The 18,666-nt window shown below is 59.3% G+C and carries 18 protein-coding genes; 7 read left to right on the plus strand and 11 right to left on the minus strand.

Annotation, left to right across the window (positions count from 1 at the left end; all coding sequences use genetic code 11):
• Positions 1 to 75: 75 nt before the first annotated feature.
• Positions 76 to 2,490, minus strand: coding sequence for a glucose/quinate/shikimate family membrane-bound PQQ-dependent dehydrogenase (locus AXG89_RS12200; RefSeq protein WP_062169811.1), 2,415 nt, complete (start codon positions 2,488 to 2,490; stop codon positions 76 to 78).
• Positions 2,491 to 2,800: 310 nt separating this feature from the next.
• Positions 2,801 to 3,496, minus strand: coding sequence for a GNAT family N-acetyltransferase (locus tag AXG89_RS12205; RefSeq protein ID WP_061999174.1), 696 nt, complete (start codon positions 3,494 to 3,496; stop codon positions 2,801 to 2,803).
• Between the two features lie 198 nt (positions 3,497 to 3,694).
• Here AXG89_RS12205 and AXG89_RS12210 point away from each other — a divergent pair, with 198 nt between their 5' ends.
• Entirely contained in the window at positions 3,695 to 4,783 is a 1,089-nt protein-coding gene (locus AXG89_RS12210; RefSeq protein ID WP_062169812.1) for an NAD(P)/FAD-dependent oxidoreductase, read from the plus strand.
• Here AXG89_RS12210 and AXG89_RS12215 read toward each other — a convergent pair.
• From AXG89_RS12215 to AXG89_RS12230, 4 genes are read right to left on the minus strand one after another with little or no spacing between them, the layout of a single operon-like run.
• Entirely contained in the window at positions 4,776 to 5,432 is a 657-nt protein-coding gene (locus tag AXG89_RS12215; protein ID WP_062169813.1) for an energy transducer TonB, read from the minus strand. The genes AXG89_RS12210 and AXG89_RS12215 overlap by 8 nt on opposite strands.
• Before the next feature lie 13 nt (positions 5,433 to 5,445).
• Complete coding sequence (locus tag AXG89_RS12220) at positions 5,446 to 5,844, minus strand: ExbD/TolR family protein (protein WP_062169814.1); 399 nt, start codon at positions 5,842 to 5,844, stop codon at positions 5,446 to 5,448.
• Positions 5,841 to 6,404 (minus strand): MotA/TolQ/ExbB proton channel family protein, encoded by a 564-nt coding sequence (locus AXG89_RS12225; RefSeq protein ID WP_062169815.1) that lies wholly within the window; start codon positions 6,402 to 6,404, stop codon positions 5,841 to 5,843. The genes AXG89_RS12220 and AXG89_RS12225 overlap by 4 nt, the downstream gene beginning before the upstream one ends.
• Before the next feature lie 31 nt (positions 6,405 to 6,435).
• Positions 6,436 to 8,790, minus strand: coding sequence for a TonB-dependent receptor (locus tag AXG89_RS12230; RefSeq protein ID WP_062169816.1), 2,355 nt, complete (start codon positions 8,788 to 8,790; stop codon positions 6,436 to 6,438).
• Between the two features lie 137 nt (positions 8,791 to 8,927).
• Here AXG89_RS12230 and zigA point away from each other — a divergent pair, with 137 nt between their 5' ends.
• Positions 8,928 to 10,148: a zinc metallochaperone GTPase ZigA gene (zigA, locus tag AXG89_RS12235; RefSeq protein WP_062169817.1), complete on the plus strand. Its 1,221-nt coding sequence runs from the start codon at positions 8,928 to 8,930 to the stop codon at positions 10,146 to 10,148.
• Positions 10,149 to 10,161: 13 nt separating this feature from the next.
• On the opposite strand, the gene AXG89_RS12240 is transcribed toward zigA, so the two are convergent.
• From AXG89_RS12240 to AXG89_RS12260, 5 genes are all read right to left on the minus strand, one after another.
• Positions 10,162 to 10,941: a DUF1223 domain-containing protein gene (locus tag AXG89_RS12240; RefSeq protein WP_062169818.1), complete on the minus strand. Its 780-nt coding sequence runs from the start codon at positions 10,939 to 10,941 to the stop codon at positions 10,162 to 10,164.
• Positions 10,942 to 11,104: 163 nt separating this feature from the next.
• Positions 11,105 to 11,746, minus strand: a complete 642-nt coding sequence (locus AXG89_RS12245) for a DUF1109 domain-containing protein (RefSeq protein WP_061999182.1) — start codon at positions 11,744 to 11,746, stop codon at positions 11,105 to 11,107.
• 165 nt (positions 11,747 to 11,911) lie between these two features.
• On the minus strand, positions 11,912 to 12,553 hold the full coding sequence (locus AXG89_RS12250; protein WP_062169819.1) for a DUF1109 domain-containing protein: 642 nt from the start codon (positions 12,551 to 12,553) through the stop codon (positions 11,912 to 11,914).
• Positions 12,550 to 13,122 carry a sigma-70 family RNA polymerase sigma factor gene (locus AXG89_RS12255; protein ID WP_061999184.1) on the minus strand — a complete coding sequence of 191 codons (573 nt, stop codon included), beginning with the start codon at positions 13,120 to 13,122 and terminating at the stop codon, positions 12,550 to 12,552. The genes AXG89_RS12250 and AXG89_RS12255 overlap by 4 nt, the downstream gene beginning before the upstream one ends.
• Before the next feature lie 145 nt (positions 13,123 to 13,267).
• Positions 13,268 to 13,975 carry a glutathione S-transferase family protein gene (locus AXG89_RS12260; protein ID WP_061999185.1) on the minus strand — a complete coding sequence of 236 codons (708 nt, stop codon included), beginning with the start codon at positions 13,973 to 13,975 and terminating at the stop codon, positions 13,268 to 13,270.
• 360 nt (positions 13,976 to 14,335) lie between these two features.
• On the opposite strand from AXG89_RS12260, the gene AXG89_RS12265 reads away from it, so the two are divergent.
• From AXG89_RS12265 to AXG89_RS12285, 5 genes are all read left to right on the plus strand, one after another.
• Positions 14,336 to 14,962 carry a cytochrome b/b6 domain-containing protein gene (locus AXG89_RS12265; protein WP_062169820.1) on the plus strand — a complete coding sequence of 209 codons (627 nt, stop codon included), beginning with the start codon at positions 14,336 to 14,338 and terminating at the stop codon, positions 14,960 to 14,962.
• Positions 14,963 to 15,003: 41 nt separating this feature from the next.
• Positions 15,004 to 15,780, plus strand: coding sequence for a molybdopterin-dependent oxidoreductase (locus tag AXG89_RS12270; RefSeq protein ID WP_075357841.1), 777 nt, complete (start codon positions 15,004 to 15,006; stop codon positions 15,778 to 15,780).
• Between the two features lie 86 nt (positions 15,781 to 15,866).
• Positions 15,867 to 16,115: a pentapeptide MXKDX repeat protein gene (locus tag AXG89_RS12275; protein ID WP_062169822.1), complete on the plus strand. Its 249-nt coding sequence runs from the start codon at positions 15,867 to 15,869 to the stop codon at positions 16,113 to 16,115.
• A 273-nt stretch (positions 16,116 to 16,388) separates the two neighbouring features.
• Positions 16,389 to 16,952: a D-alanyl-D-alanine dipeptidase gene (gene ddpX, locus AXG89_RS12280; RefSeq protein ID WP_062169823.1), complete on the plus strand. Its 564-nt coding sequence runs from the start codon at positions 16,389 to 16,391 to the stop codon at positions 16,950 to 16,952.
• A 40-nt stretch (positions 16,953 to 16,992) separates the two neighbouring features.
• Positions 16,993 to 18,600 (plus strand): ABC transporter substrate-binding protein, encoded by a 1,608-nt coding sequence (locus tag AXG89_RS12285; protein WP_062169824.1) that lies wholly within the window; start codon positions 16,993 to 16,995, stop codon positions 18,598 to 18,600.
• The last annotated feature ends 66 nt before the right edge of the window (positions 18,601 to 18,666 follow it).

Here is an 18,666-nt window from a genome sequence, read left to right on the forward strand (position 1 = left end):
GAAGTTAGGCTGCAGCTTTAGTCTATCGTTTGGCTATAACGCGCGACGCCCCCCGGCATCGCGCGCAGTCCCATCTCACTGCTTATCCGGCAACGCATAAGCCATCACGTAATCGCCCAGCTTGGTCCCGAACGACCCATGACCACCTGCCGCGATGACCACGTACTGCTTACCACCGGCCTCATACGTCATCGGCGTCGCCTGGCCTCCCGCAGGCAGGCGAGCTTCCCATAGCTGCTCGCCGGTATCGGTATTGAACGCGCGCAGATAGTTGTCCGCAGTCGCCCCGATAAAGAACACGTGACCCGCCGTCGTGACTGGACCGCCGAGCATCGGCATGCCCATCTTGAACGGGATCGGGATGGGCGAGCTGTCACGCGTCGTGCCGATGCGCTTCTTCCAGATCACCGCATTCGTGCCCAGATCGACCGCCGATACATAACCCCACGCAGGTTGCTTGCACGGCAATCCCAACGGTGACAGGAACGGGTTCAGCGTCACTCCAAACGGCACGCCATATTGCGGCTGGACGCCGGTTTCGGTGCCCGTACCACTCTGGCCGGAGGCGGGAGGCTCTATCGGATTTTTAGGCCCGCGTGGAATGAGCCGCGAGACGAAAGGCAGCGCGATCGGATTGGCGATAGCGATGCGCCGGTCTGTATCGATGGCAAGTCCGCCCCACTCGAACATGCCGAGATTCCCAGGAAACACCAGCGTTCCTTGCTCAGAAGGCGGCGTGAACGGTCCTTCATAACGCAAACGATGGAACATCACGCGGCACACGAGTTGGTCGAACATCGTCGCGCCCCACATGTCCGCGCCGGTCAGGTTCTTCTTCGGCCTGAACGTGAGATCGGAGAATGGCTGGGTCGGCGACACGTGATCACCCGTAGCCGCGCCTTGCGGCACCGGTTGCTCGGGTGCGGGCACGATCAGCTTGCCGGTGCGCCGGTCGAGCACGAAGATGTTGCCCGTCTTGGCCGGCGCATAGATCGCGGGGATGATGTTGCCGCTGCTGTCCTTGATATCGGCGATGGTCGGCTGCGCCGGCAGGTCCATGTCCCACAAGTCGTGGTGGACGGTTTGATAGAACCAGGCAAGCTTGCCTGTCGTTGCATTCAGCGCAAGCAGTCCGCTCGCGTAGCGCTCCTGATCGGGCGTGCGATGGCCGCCCCAGATGTCGGGAGTCGTTACGCCCATCGGCAGATAGATGAGATCGAGTTTCGGATCGTAGGCTGAGGGAGCCCATGAGTTTGGCGAGTTCATCGTGTAACTATGCTGGTCGCCAGGAATTGCGTTGGGGTTGGACGCGCCGGGATCGAACGCCCAAAGAAGTTTGCCCGTGTCCACATCGAATCCGCGTATCACGCCGGACGGCTCGCGCGTTCCATAGTTGTCGGTGACGGCACCCGCAACGACGATGACCTTCGATGTAATGATCGGCGGCGACGTGGGCTCATACTGACCAGGGGTCTTGACCGGCTGCAGATGCTGCAGATCGAGCACGCCGTTTTCGGCGAAGGTGGCACAGCGCTGACCGGTGGCGGCATCGAGTTCGAACAGGCGGCCATCGTTCACCGGGAGGATGATCCGGCGCGAGCACGCGGGCAGGGCCGCTGCGCTGCTGGTCTCGCGCGCCTGCGATGCGGCGGCGGTCTCGTGGTAGGAGACGCCTCTGCATGTTACGTGCTGGAAGCTGGGATCAGGCTTGAGGTCCGGGTTGAAACGCCATTTCTCCTTGCCTGTCGCTCCATCCAGCGCGATCGCAATCTGATGCGGCGTGCAGAAGAACAGCGTTCCATCGACTGCCAGCGGAGTTACTTCGTTGGTTATCTCGACCGGATCGTTCGGCCCTTTCATGTCGCCGGTGCGAAACGTCCAGGCCTCTTTCAAGGTGCCCGTGTTCTTGCTGTTGATCTGCGTGAGCGGCGAATATCGCGTTCCAGCTTGCGTATTGCCGTAGGCGAGCCAATCGCCCGGCCGGGAGGCGGCCGCTGCCGGCGCGCTGTCTGCCTGCGCCTGCACGGTGCCGTTGATTTCCTGCGGATCGTTGAACGCGGCATATGCAAGGGCGATGCCGCTAAGCACCACCGCTGCAGCGAGCGTCAGGCCGCCTTTCTTTACGGGCGTCGCAAACAGGCGATAGGTGAATGGAAGCAACAGCCAGACGCCGGCGATAACCAGTACGTCCAGGCGCGGCGCCAGCGCCCAAAAGTCGAACCCCGCCTCGATGACCGCCCATATCAATGTGCCAAAGAGCAGCAGCGCATAAAGATAAAGCGCCGATGTGCTTCGTCGCCAGACGAGATAAGCGACCGCCAGCATGAAAAGTCCGGCGATCACGTAATAAGGCGACCCTCCGATTGCGATCAGCCAGATACCCATTGCCACGAGGTAAATCCCCGACAGCAACAAAAACGCAATGGTGAGCCACTTTACGATGGGAGATGACGCGACAGGGGATCGCGCTGCCGGAGAGTTCGTGTTCATTTACGCACCTCGGGTTGTAGCCTCTAGCGGTTCTTGGCAGAACGGTGCCAAGGAAATTGCATGACGGGAAGGGTAACCGGTGTGGAATACGCTATGCCGGATCGACTTGATGCGGCTATCGCGCCGTCGAACATGGCGACGCGAAAGGCATACATATCGGCGGAGCGCCCGGGCGGGGCGCGCAAGCTTTCAAAAAAGTCGAAATTTCGGCGATGCGCATGGATGTGACTTTTATAGAAACAAGCGCTGCCCCGCAATCATCATGCCCGGAGGGTCACATCGAGCCGGGGGCATGGGTCAGGTTGCGCGTCTAGCGCTTCGTGACTGCGGCAATATCGAACACGGCACGGACTCCGAATCCGAGCTTTTCATACACGCTGGCTGCGCCGGTGTTTCCGTCTCTCACGTGAAGAAACGCGGTGTCGCCACGCTCGAGGATGGTCTCCGTGATTGCCGCGCTCAGTAGCTGCGCATAGCGCTTGCCTCGATGCTCAGGATGCGTGCATACGCCGCTTACCTCGGTTGCGCCGTCGAGCCGCATCCGCTCCCCAGCCATTGCAATGAGCTTGTCGTCGTCATCGAAAATGCCGAGATACCGGCCTAGTGTGACCGTTCGAGCTTCCATCGGGCCGGGCTGTGCGAGCGCCGCGAGTTCGACCATGGCGTTGCCATCGGCGAGGGTGAGTACGCGCATTGACGGGTGAGCAGCCGCGCGTGCGGGTGCCTTGAAACTCGCCCTCGTGCATGTCATCTGCGCGAAGGTGTAGCGCCAGTCGACAGTCCAGTCTTCGGGCGGCGCGTCCTTGTCGATGGCGAAAACGCCAACCAGCGAACCGGCGCCTACAACTTCGGCCAGTGCGCTCCAGCAAGCCGGATCGGCGGAATTCATGACCGCTGCGATGGGCGATATGGACGGTTCGAAGCGGCGAGCCAATTCATTGCCCGAGCTGACCGAGCGTTGCAAGGTGGTGAGCGCGTTCCACGCCGGATTGTCGAGAGGATGCACTAAGCGAAGCTCCTTTTAAGGTTAGTGGGGGGTGCCGTCTTACCATGAACACCAGGCAGCCCGCAATATTCCCTGCACGGCTAACCGATTACCGATATCTCGGTTGCCAATAGTGCCTTCATTGCCGGTCGTCTGCTGCTTCTGTATGGTGGTCGTCATGCGCAATGCACTGATACGCAGCACAGAAGAGGATACTGAATGACGTTCGAGAACGGCACCCATACCGGTACCCCGATCCGCACCGATGTCCTGATTGTCGGTGCCGGTCCCGTTGGACTTTTTGCGGCGTTCGAGGCGGGCGTCGTCGGTTTGTCGTGCCAGATCGTGGACACGCTTGGGCGCATTGGCGGGCAATGCATCGAGCTGTATCCCGACAAACCCATCTACGACATCCCCGCGGTTCCATCGTGTACGGCACGCGAACTCGTCGACCGGCTGATGGAACAGTGCCGTCCGTTTGATCCGCCTATCCATCTGAACCAGCGCGTCGAAACAGTCGACCAACGCGACGATGGCCGATGGACCGTGACAACAGGTCAGGGCCTCGTCTTCGATACCGCCGCCATCATGCTCGCGGCCGGCAACGGCGCGTTCGTGCCGCAGCGTCTTGCTCTGCCGGAAGCCACACCGCTGGAAAATGAATTCGTGCATTACAGCGTGCGCTCGCTCGCGGACTTCGCCGATAAAACCGTCGTGGTCGCCGGCGGCGGCGACTCGGCGCTCGACTGGGCGCTGGCCTTGCGCAAGCTTGCGCGGCGCGTGGTGCTGGTGCATCGGCGCAATGGGTTTAGCGCGGTGGCATCGAGCGTCGATCAGATGCGGCGTGCGGTCGATGCCGGCGAGATGGAGTTCATGGTCGGCTCGATCGCCGGGCTGCAGATGCTCGATGACAAGCTCGCGTCCATCGAGATCCGACAGATCGGCGGCGCAGCGCAGATCGATGCCGATCATCTCGTGGTGCTGTACGGCCTCGTTGCAGATCTCGGACCGATCGCGAAGTGGGGTATCGAGATCGCGGGTGGCCGCGTCAATGTCGATACATCGAACTACGAGAGCTCGCGGCCGGGGATTTTTGCGGTAGGGGATATCGCGAACTATCCGAACAAGCAGAAGCTGATTCTCTCGGGGTTTCACGAAGCATCGCTCGCGTTGAGAAAGGCGTACACATACGCGTACCCCGACAAGAAGCGCACCCATGTGCATTCGAGCTACGACGCGGGACTGGCCGAGCGGATTACATCGAGTGCAGCGCATGATGACAACGCGGCATGGCCGCGCATCAGCTGATGTTGAAATGAACGCGAACATCCTGATGGCTTTCGACCGCATGGCCGTCCTGCATCGCGGGGAAGAAACGCCACTTACGCAGTGCGTCCAGCAGTAACGCGTTCAGGCGCGGATTGGACGTCGGTTTCGATAGTTCGACGTCCACGCTTCCGTCCGCATGGACATCGAAACGGGCGATCGCCACAGCTTGAAAGGCGTCTTCGCGAAGATCATCGGGAAGAGAGGGCATGGGCTGATTGATGACCCGCGCGGTGGAGCTTGCGGGGGCTGCGGACTTATCGCTCTCCGGTGCCGGCGGTGACGGCGCGGGTTCCTCGGAATGTGGAGGCGCTTCAGTCTTGTCGATGGCGTGTTCGATCGCCGGCAAGCGTGTCACGCGCGGCTCTCTCGCGTGAATTGGCGCTGGACTCGGCCGTGCATGAAGGGGTTTCGCTGAGGGTTCGTTGTGGGCAGGCGCGGGCTCAAGCACAGCAGGCGGCGTGATTTCGACAAGACGCATCTCCACGGGTGGCGGCTCTTGCACAGGACTTTGCGGCGACGGCTGCGACAATCGGCTCATGACATGAGTCAGCAGGATCATCCACGCAGCGACCGCGATCAGAAGCGCAATGCTCAACCTGAAGCGCGGACCATCGAGCAGAACGTTCAAACGTCGCGTCCAACTATTCACGATCTACAGCGATCAGGAAATGCTCGGCGCCGCCGCGACGTGCGGCGAGCATCGCGTGCACGACGACGCCTTGGGCTGCGGCGTCATCTGCGGCAATCACCACGTTCCGATCAGTTTTAAGGCGTCGCTTTACGCTGGCCTCGACCTGATCCAGTCGAACCGGTTGATGATCTATAAAGATCCCGTTCTTCTGATCGATGCTCATTGTCAGCGGTTGGTTTTCGGCCATGCTCCCGGCCTGTCCCGATGGCAAATTGATCTTCACTGCATCGAGGTGTTGCATTGCCAGGGAAGCGAGCATGAAGTTGGCGAGCAGGAAAAACATCACGTCGATCATCGGAATGATTTCGATGCGGCCGCGCTTCGATGCTCGTGATCGCCGAAGTTTCATGGAACATCGCTCGCATTTGCTACTGTATTTTCAGCTCCGAGGCGTAGTTCACTGAGGCGCTCGTTGGCGAAAACCTCGAGGTCATCCATCAACCGCTCGAGGCGTCGCGAAAAGTAGTTGAATGCGAAGAGCGCGAACAACGCAACGATCAACCCGATCGCCGTCGCCACCAGCGACTGCGCGACACCGCCAGTCACTGCGCCGGGATTCACGAGTCCGCTGCCTCCAAAGAGCTGGAAGGAATGCATCATTCCCACGATGGTTCCGAGCAACCCCAGCAATGGCGCAGCGGTGACGATCGTCTCGAGCAGCCAGAAACCCCGACTCATGTCGCGCTCGATGCGCGTTGCCAGAGACTGCGCCCGCGTTTCGTGCAGCCATAACGGCGTGCCGGGTTGAGTGACGAACATCGCGTCGAGGCGCCTGAAGGCGTGAAAGCGCGCAAAGACATAAGCGCGGTCTATGGTTATCGCCATTGCCAGCACCGCAAGCAGCGTCAGCGGATAGACGACCCATCCGCCTACTCGCACGGCAGCAAGCATTCCTCCCCAATCCTGCATGATCGAAGCCCTTAGCTAGTTATCCGGTCCATCAGAAATTTTTCGTCACGCCTGCGTACAGCGCGAGGTGCGGACCGTACTGTGGCGCACCTACGCCAATGCCGGATCCATCGCGCAACTCGTACACGCGATTGAACGCATTGATGAGCAGCAGCCGCCCGTCGAACTTGCCGATCAGCGGCTCCTTGAAGTCGAAGTGATGAATCACGCCGAGGTTGATCTGCGTGTACACCGGCAGGCGATCTGTGTTCGCAAAGCCGCTGCGCAGCCCGCTGCCGACAATGCCATCGAACGTGAAGGTGGTGGTGCCCAACTGATAGGCGCCCCCAAACGATGCTGTCACACGCTGGTCGTGATCGAGGAACACATAGTGGCTGCTGATGAACGCGAGCTCGTCCGGGCCGAAGTTGAACTGCGCCGAGTCGATGTCCTTTCCCTGAGCGCGGCTGAACGCGACGTTCAAGTACGCGGAGACGTTGCCCTGTTTGTAGTTGCTGGTGAACTCGACACCGTACACGCGGCCGTATTGATAGTTGAATGGCGTGAAGATCAGGGCGGTTCCGAACTGCCCTTCATCGAGCAGGTTCTTCGATTTCTTGTAGTACGCATCCACACCGACGGTGATCGCAGACGTCAGCCGTTGCGTGACGCCGAGGTCGAAATAATGGCTGCGTTCCGGCTGCACGGGGTCATTTTGCGTCGATGTCTGCGCAGTCGTTCCGGCGAATCGCGCGATGTCTTCGCCAGAGACAAGTTCAAATGCGGGCGGCGTGAAGTATCGCGAATAACCGGCATGTACGATCGTCGATGGCGTCAACGCATAGACAAGCCCAACGCGCGGACTGAGCTGGCTTGCGCTCACGTACTCATCCATCTTGTCGTATCGCAGGCCGTAGTTGACCGTGAGTTTATCGGTGACTTTCCATTCGTCCTGGACGTAGGCGCTGTACAGATACCCCGTCTTGCTGCTTGAATCCGGTATGTTGAACGGTTGATCGGAGAGCGGGTTGCCGTCCTGATCGGCGGGGAAAACGCTCAGGTCATTGTTGAACACCGCGTGTTCCTGTTGAAACGATATACCCGCGCGCAACGTATGTTTTGCGTTGAGCCGGTAGGTGGTGTCGGCTTGCACGCCGTTCGCGCTGTCGCTGTGAAAATCGCTTGCGGCCACGCCGTTGAAGAGCATATCGCCTACAGGGTCGGGATTGAACTGCGTTCGGGAATAGCGGGTGAAGAGCGCGACCTGATAGTCCAGCGCGCCGCCGTTGGTGCCCTGCAGCGCGACCACCGCGAACTGGTTGAGTTCGGACTGGGTTTCGTTGAGCTTGCTCGAGTCGAACGAGTTGTTGCCGTTCAAGATGAAATTGGTGGGCAAACCCGCCGTGTTCGGAATGTCGAACTGATTGCTCGTCGTGCCGAACATCAGGCTTACGCGCGTGAGCGGGTTGATGATGTACGACATGAGGCCGAAGGCATCGCCCTGACGCGTATGGTCGTGAATGGCGTTCGCGCTCGACGTCGGATTTTCTATCCCCAGGTTGTTCTCGCCCACGGAGCCGCTGAAGTAATAGCTGAACGGCCCCTTGCTGCCGAATACATCGGCGCTGGTCCTGATGGTCTGATGGCTGCCACCAAAGACATCGATGGAACCACCGTTGCCCTGGTCCCCGGATTTCGTATGGATATCGACAATGCCGGCCGTCCGGTCGCCATATTGCGCGGGCAAGGCGCCGGTCAGCAGATTCAACTGATCGATGATGCGCGTATCGAGCGATTGCCCGAAACCGCTGATTGGTTCCGGAATGATCACGCCGTTGATACGGTATTGCAGGTTCGCGTGGTCTCCCCGCACGTGCAACTGTCCGTACGAATCGCTGGCGACGCCCGGCGCCTGCAACAGCACCTGATTGAGCGCGGTGTCCTGGCCAGCGGGGAGGGTGTCGATGTCTGTCTGGCTGAAACGATAAACGCTGCTTCCTGTCTCCGGCAGCAGCCCGTTTCGTGCGCGGTCGAGCCGCTTGGCGTTGACTTGTACATCGAGTGCGTCGCTCTTTGAAATCGATATGGATACCGAAGTATTTCCGTCACTGCTTGTGGTGGCGATGGTGCTTCCGCTCGCATATCCCGGCGCGGCCGCGACGACTGCATAGGTACCCGAAGTCACGTTGTGCACGACAAAATGTCCGCTCGTGTCTGTGCTGGCTGTCCCGGCGGTCGCGCCGCTTGCGTTCTGCAATACGACATTTGCATTCGCAACAGGTTTGCCCGTGCTGTCAATCACAGAGCCGGATACGGTGGCGTCCAGACCGGCTGCATAAGCGTGCCCCACTGCTATCTGGGCAAACAGCAATAACGCCGCATGGGCAAAGAGCGTGCGATTTTTCATCGATTATTTTTTTGGTAAGTGTTGGCGGGGAGCGCGACGAGTCAGGTGGATGAGCTTGGGCAGGGAAATCGATTTGTCGAAAAGGATGTCAGTGATGTAATGTTATAACATTCAACAATGTTGATGCGAGAAATTTGATGACGAAATTGATGGGAAAGCTTCCCGTAACTGTTTTGTCGGGTTTTCTTGGCGCTGGCAAAACCACGCTTCTGAACCACATCCTCAACAACCGCGAAAGTCGGCGGGTCGCGGTGATCGTCAATGACATGAGCGAAGTCAACATCGATGCCGCGCTGATTCGTGAAGGCGGCGCGCAGCTTGCCCGAACCGATGAAAAGCTCGTGGAGATGAGCAACGGCTGCATTTGCTGCACGTTGCGCGAGGACCTCTTGCTTGAAGTGAACCGGCTCGCAAAGGAGGGGCGCTTTGACTATCTTGTGATCGAATCAACCGGCGTGTCGGAGCCATTGCCGGTCGCGGAAACGTTCACATTCGCCGATGAAGAAGGACAGAGCTTCGCCAATGTCGCGCGGCTCGACACCATGGTCACCGTGGTGGACGCGTTCAATTTCTTGAAGGACTACGGATCAGCCGACAGCTTGCAGTCGCGTGGCGAATCGATGGGCGAAGAAGATTCGCGCACAGTCGTGGACTTGTTGGTCGAGCAGGTCGAGTTCTGCGATGTCATCGTACTGAACAAGATCGACCTCGTCAGCGATGAAGATCGCACCCGGCTCATGACGATCCTTCGCGGCCTGAACCCGCGTGCGAAGATCGAGATGGCCGAGTTTGGCAAGCTGAGTCTGGACAAGGTGCTCGACACCCGGCTATTCGATTTTGATGAGGCTTCCAAAGCGCCGGGCTGGCTCACGGCGTTACGCGGCGAACATCGATCCGAAGCCGACGAATATGGCATCACGAACTTTGTGTATCGGGCGCGCCGGCCGTTTCATCCTGAGCGGTTCTGGGATTTCATCGAAAGCGAATGGCCGGGCGTGGTGCGGTCCAAAGGGTTCTTCTGGCTTGCGAGCAGGCCTGCCTATGTCGGTTCGTGGTCGCAAGCCGGCGGTGTATGCCGTCACGGCGCGATGGGGTTGTGGTGGGCCGCGGTGCCGAAATCTTACTGGCCGCAAGACCCCGAGTCGCTGCAATCAATCGAGGAGGACTGGGACCCGCAGGTCGGCGATGCACGGCAAGAGCTGGTGCTGATTGGCATCGATATGGATGAAGCGGCGTTGCGTGCTCGGCTGTACGCGTGTCTTCTCACCGATGTGGAAATGTCGCAGGGACCTGAAGCCTGGCACAGGTTCAAGGATCCGTTTCCAGCGTGGCAACACGAAGCAGAGCTTGCGCACTAAGCGGCCATGATAGTCACCCGCCGCACGAAGCGAGCTCGGCCACTTGCAGCACCTCGCCGTTCGTTCCACGTTCAACGAATGCAACGACGCCGAAGCGCATGGCATCCGACGCGTAATCGCCGGATAGTTGCGCGCGTCCTTCGGTCAATCGAATGGGTCCGATCCATTGGCGCACCACGCGGTCGTGATGCAGTGTCGCGCCGTTGTTTTCTCCGCCGTTGACTGCGCTGACGAGCTGGTTTTCATACACGGCTGCGTAGGCGACAACATCGTCCGGGAGGTTCTTGCGCGCTGTGAACGATGCGTTGAACGCAATATGGCCGGGCGCTGACGGATGGCCGTCGATGTGGATATCGGCGAGCGGCGTTTCGCTGTTCAACTGTTTTATACGCGATTCGAAACTCGCGTCGCTCGACCAGTCGCGCAACTCTTTTCCGCCGACGAAAATCTCCGGCGTGTACACGACATGTCCACTGCCAGCCGATGTCAGTTGCTGTTGGCGCGTGGTGAATGCCGCTTGTGCAAACCGGTCTTTCCACGCCCGGTTATCCCAGTAGTCCACGTGCAGGGCGAGCGGCACGATGGTATCGGTCCGGCGTGCGTGATCGAGTGCGCCAAGCCAGTTGTCGGCGGGCGGGCAACTATTGCAGCCTTCGCTTGTGTAGAGTTCTACGAGCGCCGCGCGGTGAGCGGGACTCGACGCACTGCACGTATTACCCGATGCAGCGTTGGCGCTCGCGGCGCAGAGTGAGATGCAAATAGCAAAGAGGGCGGAAGCAGACGAAGGGCGCATTGCGGACTCCAGACATGGGGCGGATGAAATCTAATTCGACCGGGACATGAAACGGGTTACATCAATGCAAGAATACTTGCTGCAGTCACCGCAGCGCCCATTCAAGGTGCGGGTCGTCGACTAGCCTGATCGATTCGGCAGCGCGTGGCTGCCACCTCGGCCGCTACCAGCGCAACACACGCGGTCCCAGAATCCCGCCGACAATCGTTGGCGCCATCATCCCAAGCACGTACCACACGCCCCAGAACGGCACGGTCATCTCCACGCAATAAAGTGTGTAGACAAGGACGGCCTGAGCGCCGCTGAGCAGACCTGCCGCAGCGCCCGCCAAAACCGGCCGGGTTGGCGCAAGCCCTTTCATGGCCCAGAACACAGCAACAAAAGTCGGCGCTGACAAGATCGCGATGTTGATCGTGCAGACTTGCCACGTGCTGCCAAGCACGAGTTGAAGCCGAAGCGCCGGCGGTGCGGCAATGATCACGATCAACGCCGCCATCCAGATAAGCACGAGTGGAATGGCAAGCGCGATCCATCCGAACGCCGTATCCGCACCGGGGCGTGAAAGTCGGGTCGCGATGAAAAGCGACGCACCAGCGACCACAAGAGGAAACGCAACTTTCAGCCAGAATAGAGGCGTGGTCAGCATTTGCGGCATGTCGCCGCGCACGCCGTAGAGGGCAACCATCAAGCAGGCAGCGCCGCTCAGGCCTAAAAACAGTGCCGTTGCGAAACGTCGCGCGATCACACGAGGGTGGGTCGGGGCGATGCCAGTGGCAAGCATCGATACAAACTCGCTGGTCTTCATGGCCACTCCGCAGACAGGAACCGATAGTGCGTCGATCCCGAGGCCGCAGAACAGGACGCATGACTTCTATTCGGTTTGATCTGCAGGAAGGTTACGCTTGCGTGCGAATTTTTATGAGGCGGCGATTGCGCCTCATTAGCCGAGCTGGCTGCCCCGTCAAGCTTATTACCAGCGCAGGAAACGCGGACCGAGCAACGCGCCGATCAGCGTAGCTAGCGTCATGCCAAGCAAGTACCAGACAGCCCAGAAGGCTACGCTCATCTCGGGACAATGCAGGCAGTACGCCATGGTCGCGATAGTTCCCGCCAGCATGCCGCCCGCGGCACCCGCGAGTCGCAACCGCGTGGGTGCAAGTCCGCGAATCGCCCAGAACACGGCGACAAAAGCCGGCACCGAAAGCAACACGATATTGAACGGGCATGAGCGCCACGTCGTGCCCATTACAAGTGGTATGCGGGCATCGGGGGAAGCCAGGCACAGGACCGCGACCGCAGCGCTCCACACTACAAGGATCGGCACGGCGGGCATTGCCCAGAATGCGCCGATGTTCGTCCCCGGGCGCGACAGGCGCGCCGCCAGGAACAGCGCGCACGCGGCAAGTGTTGCGGGAAATGCGAAGCGCGCCCAGAAGAGCGGTGTGCGCGATACAACAGCGAGGTCGTGTCGCAAGCCGTAGACGGCCAGCATGAGCACGAATGAACCCATGCCGCCCAGCAGCAACGCGCGCACGAAGCGGCGTCGCGACAGGCCGGTATCGACGGGCGTGACCCCTGTCGAGAGAAGCGAAATCAGGTCGTCGGTTTTCATGCGGTGCCTCGAATTTTTGCTGCCAGCGCTTTCAATCCTCGGTGAATGCCCACTTTGACCGCCGACTCCGACATGCCCGTCAGCGTGGCTGTCTCGGTCACGGAAAGACCCTCCAGCTTCACATGCACGATCGGCAACCGGTGACGGTCCGGCAACTGCTCGAGCAACTTGCCGATATCACGTTTCGCGTCGGCGGGCTCTTCATCTGAAATTGCGAAGATATCGAGCGTCTCGTCGAGCGGATCATTCAGCGCTTCGCGCCGTGATCTCGCCCGAAAGAAATCCATCAGCTTGTAACGCGCAATGGCGTGCACCCACGCCGTCAGCGGTTCGTCCGGACGATATGTATGGCGGCTGTTGTGCACCGCCAGCAGGATTTCCTGCACGATGTCTTCGATGTCGTCCTGAAGATAATGGATACGTTTCCTCAGGAAACCGCGCAGGTGTCCCGTCAGGTCGTCCAGAAACGCACGATACGCAACCGCGTCGCCATCCAGGCCGCGTACGAAGAGCGACTTCAGCCGCTCTTCGACACCCGACACGCCATTACCTTGTGTTATTCGCTTCATCGCGGCATTGGGTTACAGCGCGCTCCAAATAAAAAAGCGGCAGGGCGTCTGGTGACCTGCCGAACGCGAAACGTGCGGATTGTGCCGCAACGTTTTGCTGCTGTCGACGTCGGCGCGCAACGCCGGCGTCGAAAGCGGGGCGAGATCAGCGAGCGGCGTCCGGATAATTTGATGGGAAGAGGGCACGGCGTGCTTGTTCGTCAAGTTCGCGCTTGAAAGTCAGGTCGCGGCCGACGGCGCGTGCGCGGGCGACAGCCGGCCGGGCGCTGATGGAATCGAAGAAACGGCGCAGATTCGGGAAGGCAGCCAGCGGCTCCACGTCGCCCGGCAGAACCCGTGGCGCGCGTTCGAGCCAGCCCCAGGCAGACATGTCGGCGATCGAATAATCCTGGCCGACGATATATTCGCGCTGCGCCAGATGTTCGTCGAGCACGCGGTAATGACGTTCGATTTCCCGTCTGTAGCGGTTGATCGCATATGGCAGTTTTTCCGGCGCGGCATGCTGGAAATGCACTGCCTGACCCGAAAACGGCCCAAGGCCCGAACTGATGAAGAACAGCCATGAGAGGAGTTCGGGCCGGTCTGCCGCTGTGCCGGCAAAGCGCTGGGTCTTCTCGGCGAGGTATAGCAGGATCGCGCTGGAATCGAATACGCGCGCTTCGCGGCCGCCGGGGCCGTCCGTATCCACGATCGCCGGGACCTTGCCATTCGGGTTGACGCTCAGAAACGCGGGCAGATGCTGTTCGCCTTTGCTGGTATCGATGGGGATGACCTCGTACGCCAGTCCCGATTCTTCGAGAAACAGTGCGACTTTTGCCGGGTTCGGCGTGGGGTGAAAGTAGAAGCGGATCATGGCGTCCTGGAATTGAAGAGCGATAAGCGGGGCCGCAATGGCCGGCCGTCTGTGTTTAGCGTGTTCGATTCAGGGTATCCGATGAAATCCGGGATGGCAATCGTGTCCCGTGAGAGCGATTTACGCCTGCATGTTTGCTTACGTCCTCGCCTGAGTCGCACTGCCGGCAATAAAGATATTCCGTTGTAACCCGCCATCGGTTTCTGACGAACTAACTTGCAGACACACGTTTGTCTGTGAATGAAAGCTTTCGCAGAAACAATTTTTCGAGCGGTGTAACCGCTTATGCAGCCCCGGCGAATTAGTAAGCATTGGGCTGATCGGCAAGGTCAGCATTTCGATACCGGCACAGGATCTCTTATGAACACGACACATGCAGCACGCGGTATCAAGGGTCCTGCGAGAGTCATCCAGCCCGCATGGGTGCGCACCACGCACTGGCTCAACGCGCTTGCGGTGATCCTGATGATGCTGTCGGGATGGAGGATCTACGACGCATCACCAGTATTCAAGGGCTTCATGATCCCGCCGGGCATAACGTTGGGCGGCTGGCTCGGCGGCGCGCTGCAATGGCATTTCGCGGCAATGTGGCTGCTGGTGTTCAACGGTTTGTTCTACCTCGCGATGAACCTCGCCACGGGGCGCATCAGAACGAAGTTTTTCCCGCTGTCGCTGCGCACGATCTTTCATGACCTGATCGAAGCACTCAAGGGTCACCTCTCGCATGCCGATCCGGGCAAGTACAACGCGGTACAGAAATTCGCTTACCTGTTCGTGATGATCGATATTGCAGTGCTGATCTTGTCGGGTCTGGCCATCTGGAAGTCGGTGCAACTTCCTCTGCTGCGCGACCTGATGGGCGGATATGACTTCGCGCGCGTCGTCCACTTTTGCGCCATGTCGCTGCTGGCGGCGTTCATCGTGGTGCATCTGGTGATGGTCTCGCTCGTGCCGCGCTCGCTCCTCACCATGATTCGCGGCCGATGAATCAACCACCGATCCCAAGCGAAGCCTCTGGAAAATCGATCATGAAACCCATCAAGCCAAACCGCATGACTGTAGACCGTGAGTCGCTGATCATCGACGTGAAGCGTGAACTCGACATGCCTTCGCGCCGCCTTTTTGGCAAGCGCATCGTCACGCTTGGCGGCCTCGCGATGCTGACCGGTTGCAGCATCTCCGACGACAAGTCCGTCGAGACCTTCCTGTCCCGCGTCTCGCGCCTGAACGATACCGTGCAAGGCTGGCTCTTCGATCCTAACCGCCTCGCGCCCACCTATACAGAAGCGCAAATCACACGGCCGTTTCCGTTCAATGCGTTCTACGGCGTTGACGACGTTCCCGAAGTCGATGGTGCCAACTTTCGCTTGAAAGTAAGCGGTCTCGTTCAGGACAAGAAGACCTGGACCTTGCCTGAACTTTACGCGTTGCCGAAGGCCGAGCAGATCACACGGCACATCTGCGTGGAAGGCTGGAGCGCGATAGGGCGCTGGGGCGGAACGCCGTTCTCCGAGTTCCTCAAGCGCGTAGGCGCCGATACATCTGCGAAATACGTGGGCTTCAAATGCGCGGATGACTACTACGAGAGCATCGACATGCCGACGGCATTGCACTCGCAGACGCTCCTTACGTTCACGTATGACGGCAAGCTTCTGCCGCCCAAATATGGCTATCCGATGAAACTCAGGATGCCTACCAAACTCGGCTACAAGAATCCCAAACACATCATGGAGATTTTCGTCACCAACACGTTCCCTGGTGGTTATTGGGTTGATCAGGGCTACAACTGGTTCGGAGGTTCCTGACTGCACGCATGCACCTTGCATTGCGGCGTCAGGTACTTCGATTCATCCCGGCTCGGCCGGCTACTGTTACTTGAGAAGAGGTTTATATGAAACTGTTTATCACGGCAGCACTCGCAGCAACACTCGCATTGAGCGGCTCCATGGCGTTTGCCCAGGCAAGCGATGCAATGGCCCACGATTCAATGGCGAAGGATTCAATGGCCAAAGACTCGATGTCGAAGGACTCGATGTCCAAGGATTCCATGTCGAAAGACTCGATGAAGAAGGGCGACAAGATGAAAAAGCACGATGCAATGGGCATGGGACATCCGGCATCCGGGGCCATGGCTCAGTAATTGCCCGGCGTTTCGAAAGCGATTCAACGCATGCGTGAAATCGCTTTCGATAGAAGTTCTCTTCCCGCAAGCCCAGATCCCGGCTCCCCGCAGAGTCGCAACAGCGGATTTTTGGCGAGGTTTAATCTGTGCTGGTGTTGACCAATACGGTCAACCACGGGCGCAAGCTGTGACACCGAGTGTGGTGTGTCTGCACATTCGCCCCCAAATCATTCATTTTGATAAACAATAACGGCACCGCACGTCTTCGTGAGCTTCGAACCAATACCGCCGATGCCCGATCACCGTTTGCTGATAATCACTCCCGCCACACATGGCGTCGCCATCGACCTGGTCTACGCCACAGACCGCAATCTCACCGGCAAGCCGATCTACAACGCGGCGCACTGCCTGCTGCTGAGCCCCGCTGAAGCGGCGTTGAGAAAGGCTGTCGAGCTTGCCGGAAACATTGGCATGACGCTCAAGATCTTCGATGCCTACCGGCCTCCGCAAGCGCAGCAAGTGCTCTGGGACTTCCTGCCCGACCCCACCTATATCGCTGACCTGAAGCGCGGCTCGAACCACAGCCGCGGGACGGCGGTCGACCTCACGCTTGTCGGCGCCAACGGGCACGAACTCGACATGGGTACGGGTTTCGACGAAATGTCGGTTGCATCCGAACACTTTCACGCTGGCTTGCCCGAGCATGTGCAGCGCAACCGCACGCTTTTGCTAGGCGTCATGCACGGCGCGGGTTTCATGCATATTCCAAGCGAGTGGTGGCATTACGAATTGCCCGGCTCGCGTGAACTTCCGGTCATCGACAATGCGGACAGCGGCCCTTTGCGTCTGATGTAAGGGCGCGCCAAGTACAGCGATCAACTTTCACGGAGCGAGTATGAAACGTGTTTTGCGCAACGCGCTGGCAGCCATCGCGGTGGCATCGACCTTGACGGTGACCATGGGCGGCTTGAGTTCGGCATATGCGGCCACGCCCAAGGACATGCTGGTGATGGCGACCTTGCTCGACGAATTCACCACGTTGGATCCGGGCGAGATCTACGAACTGGTGCCGCAGGAATATGTGGCGAACACGTACGACCGCCTGATTCGTGTCGATCTTAAAGACCCGGCGCGCTTCAACGGCGATGTTGCGCAATCATGGGCCGTGAGTCCCGACGGCCTGACGTTCACGTTCAAGATCCGGTCCGGCCTCAAGTTCCACTCGGGCAACCCGCTCACCGCCGACGACGTCGCGTGGTCGATCCAGCGCACCGCGTTGCTCGACAAGGGCGCCGCGGCGGTGCTCGCGGGCATTGGACTCACGAAGGCGAACGCGCTGCAGAACGTGAAGAAGATCGACGATACAACCGTCTCTGTCACGACCGACCAGAAGTACGCGCCGACCTTCGTGCTCAACGTGCTGGGATCGTGGCCGGCATCGGTGCTCGACAGAAAGCTGCTCGAATCGCACGCGAAGGGCAACGATTTCGGCAACGAATGGCTGAAGACAAATGAGGCGGGGTCGGGTGCCTACAAGCTCGTGAAATGGACCGCGAACGACAGCATCGTGTTGCAGCGTTTCGATGGTTATCGCGTGCCGCTTGCCATGAAGCGCATCGTGATGCGGCATGTGCCCGAGGCATCCAGTCAGCGTCTGATGATCGAAAATGGCGATATCGACATAGCGCGTGACCTGAGTTCAGATGACCTCGCCACGCTTACGAAGAAGGGCGCGATTCACGTGACATCCGTGCCGCAAGCTACGCTGATGTATCTCGGGCTGAACAACAAGAACCCGAATCTTGCGAAGCCGGAGGTGCAGGAAGCAATGAAATGGCTCATCGATTACAACGGCATCCAGCAGAACATCGTGCGCACGACGTACAAGGTTCACGAGACGTTTCTTCCCGAAGGTTTCCTCGGCGCCCTGAATACAAATCCATACCACCAGGATGTCCCGAAGGCGAAAGCGCTGCTCGCAAAGGCTGGTCTGCCGAACGGTTTTGCCGTCAAGATGGATGTGCGCAACGACTCGCCTTATGGCGAAATAGCGCAAGCGGTGCAAGCCAACCTGGCGCTGGCCGGTATCAAGGTAGAGCTCATTTCCAGCGATAACAAGCAGACGCTCGGCAAATATCGCGCGCGCCAGCATGACATATACATTGGCGAATGGTCGGCCGATTACATCGATCCGCACAGCAACGCGCAAGGCTTCGCATGGAATCCGGACAACTCCGACAACTCCAGCTTCAAGATGCTCGCGTGGCGCAATTCGTGGGACATTCCGCAATTGACGAAAGAGACGCAGGCGGCGCTCGAGGAATCATCGACGGCAAAACGCGCGCAACGTTATGAGGTTATGCAAAAGGAAGTGCTCGCCAAGTCGCCATTCGTGATCATGTTCCAGAAGGTCTCGCAGGTCGCGGCGCGGCCGGGGGTGACGGGACTGGAAGTCGGGCCTATCTGCGATCTTGTTTCCTACCGTGACTTGAAGAAGCAGTAAGCGTGGATCTGCAACTAACAGTCTCCCAACGTGCACGCCGCGCGCTTGCAAATCATGCAGGCGTGC

Source organism: Burkholderia sp. PAMC 26561 (assembly GCF_001557535.2).
GTDB lineage: Bacteria > Pseudomonadota > Gammaproteobacteria > Burkholderiales > Burkholderiaceae > Caballeronia.

Excerpts from the sequence above, each read along its gene's own strand:
- AXG89_RS12265 (WP_062169820.1), top strand. The coding sequence starts at position 14,336 with ATGAACACGACACATGCAGCACGCGGTATCAAGGGTCCTGCGAGAGTC.
- AXG89_RS12225 (WP_062169815.1), bottom strand. The coding sequence starts at position 6,404 with ATGCAGGATTGGGGAGGAATGCTTGCTGCCGTGCGAGTAGGCGGATGG.
- AXG89_RS12275 (WP_062169822.1), top strand. The coding sequence starts at position 15,867 with ATGAAACTGTTTATCACGGCAGCACTCGCAGCAACACTCGCATTGAGC.
- AXG89_RS12270 (WP_075357841.1), top strand. The coding sequence starts at position 15,004 with ATGAAACCCATCAAGCCAAACCGCATGACTGTAGACCGTGAGTCGCTG.
- AXG89_RS12245 (WP_061999182.1), bottom strand. The coding sequence starts at position 11,746 with ATGAAGACCAGCGAGTTTGTATCGATGCTTGCCACTGGCATCGCCCCG.
- AXG89_RS12220 (WP_062169814.1), bottom strand. The coding sequence starts at position 5,844 with ATGAAACTTCGGCGATCACGAGCATCGAAGCGCGGCCGCATCGAAATC.
- ddpX (WP_062169823.1), top strand. The coding sequence starts at position 16,389 with ATGCCCGATCACCGTTTGCTGATAATCACTCCCGCCACACATGGCGTC.
- AXG89_RS12285 (WP_062169824.1), top strand. The coding sequence starts at position 16,993 with ATGAAACGTGTTTTGCGCAACGCGCTGGCAGCCATCGCGGTGGCATCG.
- AXG89_RS12230 (WP_062169816.1), bottom strand. The coding sequence starts at position 8,790 with ATGAAAAATCGCACGCTCTTTGCCCATGCGGCGTTATTGCTGTTTGCC.
- AXG89_RS12250 (WP_062169819.1), bottom strand. The coding sequence starts at position 12,553 with ATGAAAACCGACGACCTGATTTCGCTTCTCTCGACAGGGGTCACGCCC.
- AXG89_RS12260 (WP_061999185.1), bottom strand. The coding sequence starts at position 13,975 with ATGATCCGCTTCTACTTTCACCCCACGCCGAACCCGGCAAAAGTCGCA.
- AXG89_RS12200 (WP_062169811.1), bottom strand. The coding sequence starts at position 2,490 with ATGAACACGAACTCTCCGGCAGCGCGATCCCCTGTCGCGTCATCTCCC.
- AXG89_RS12210 (WP_062169812.1), top strand. The coding sequence starts at position 3,695 with ATGACGTTCGAGAACGGCACCCATACCGGTACCCCGATCCGCACCGAT.
- AXG89_RS12255 (WP_061999184.1), bottom strand. The coding sequence starts at position 13,122 with ATGAAGCGAATAACACAAGGTAATGGCGTGTCGGGTGTCGAAGAGCGG.
- AXG89_RS12240 (WP_062169818.1), bottom strand. The coding sequence starts at position 10,941 with ATGCGCCCTTCGTCTGCTTCCGCCCTCTTTGCTATTTGCATCTCACTC.
- zigA (WP_062169817.1), top strand. The coding sequence starts at position 8,928 with ATGACGAAATTGATGGGAAAGCTTCCCGTAACTGTTTTGTCGGGTTTT.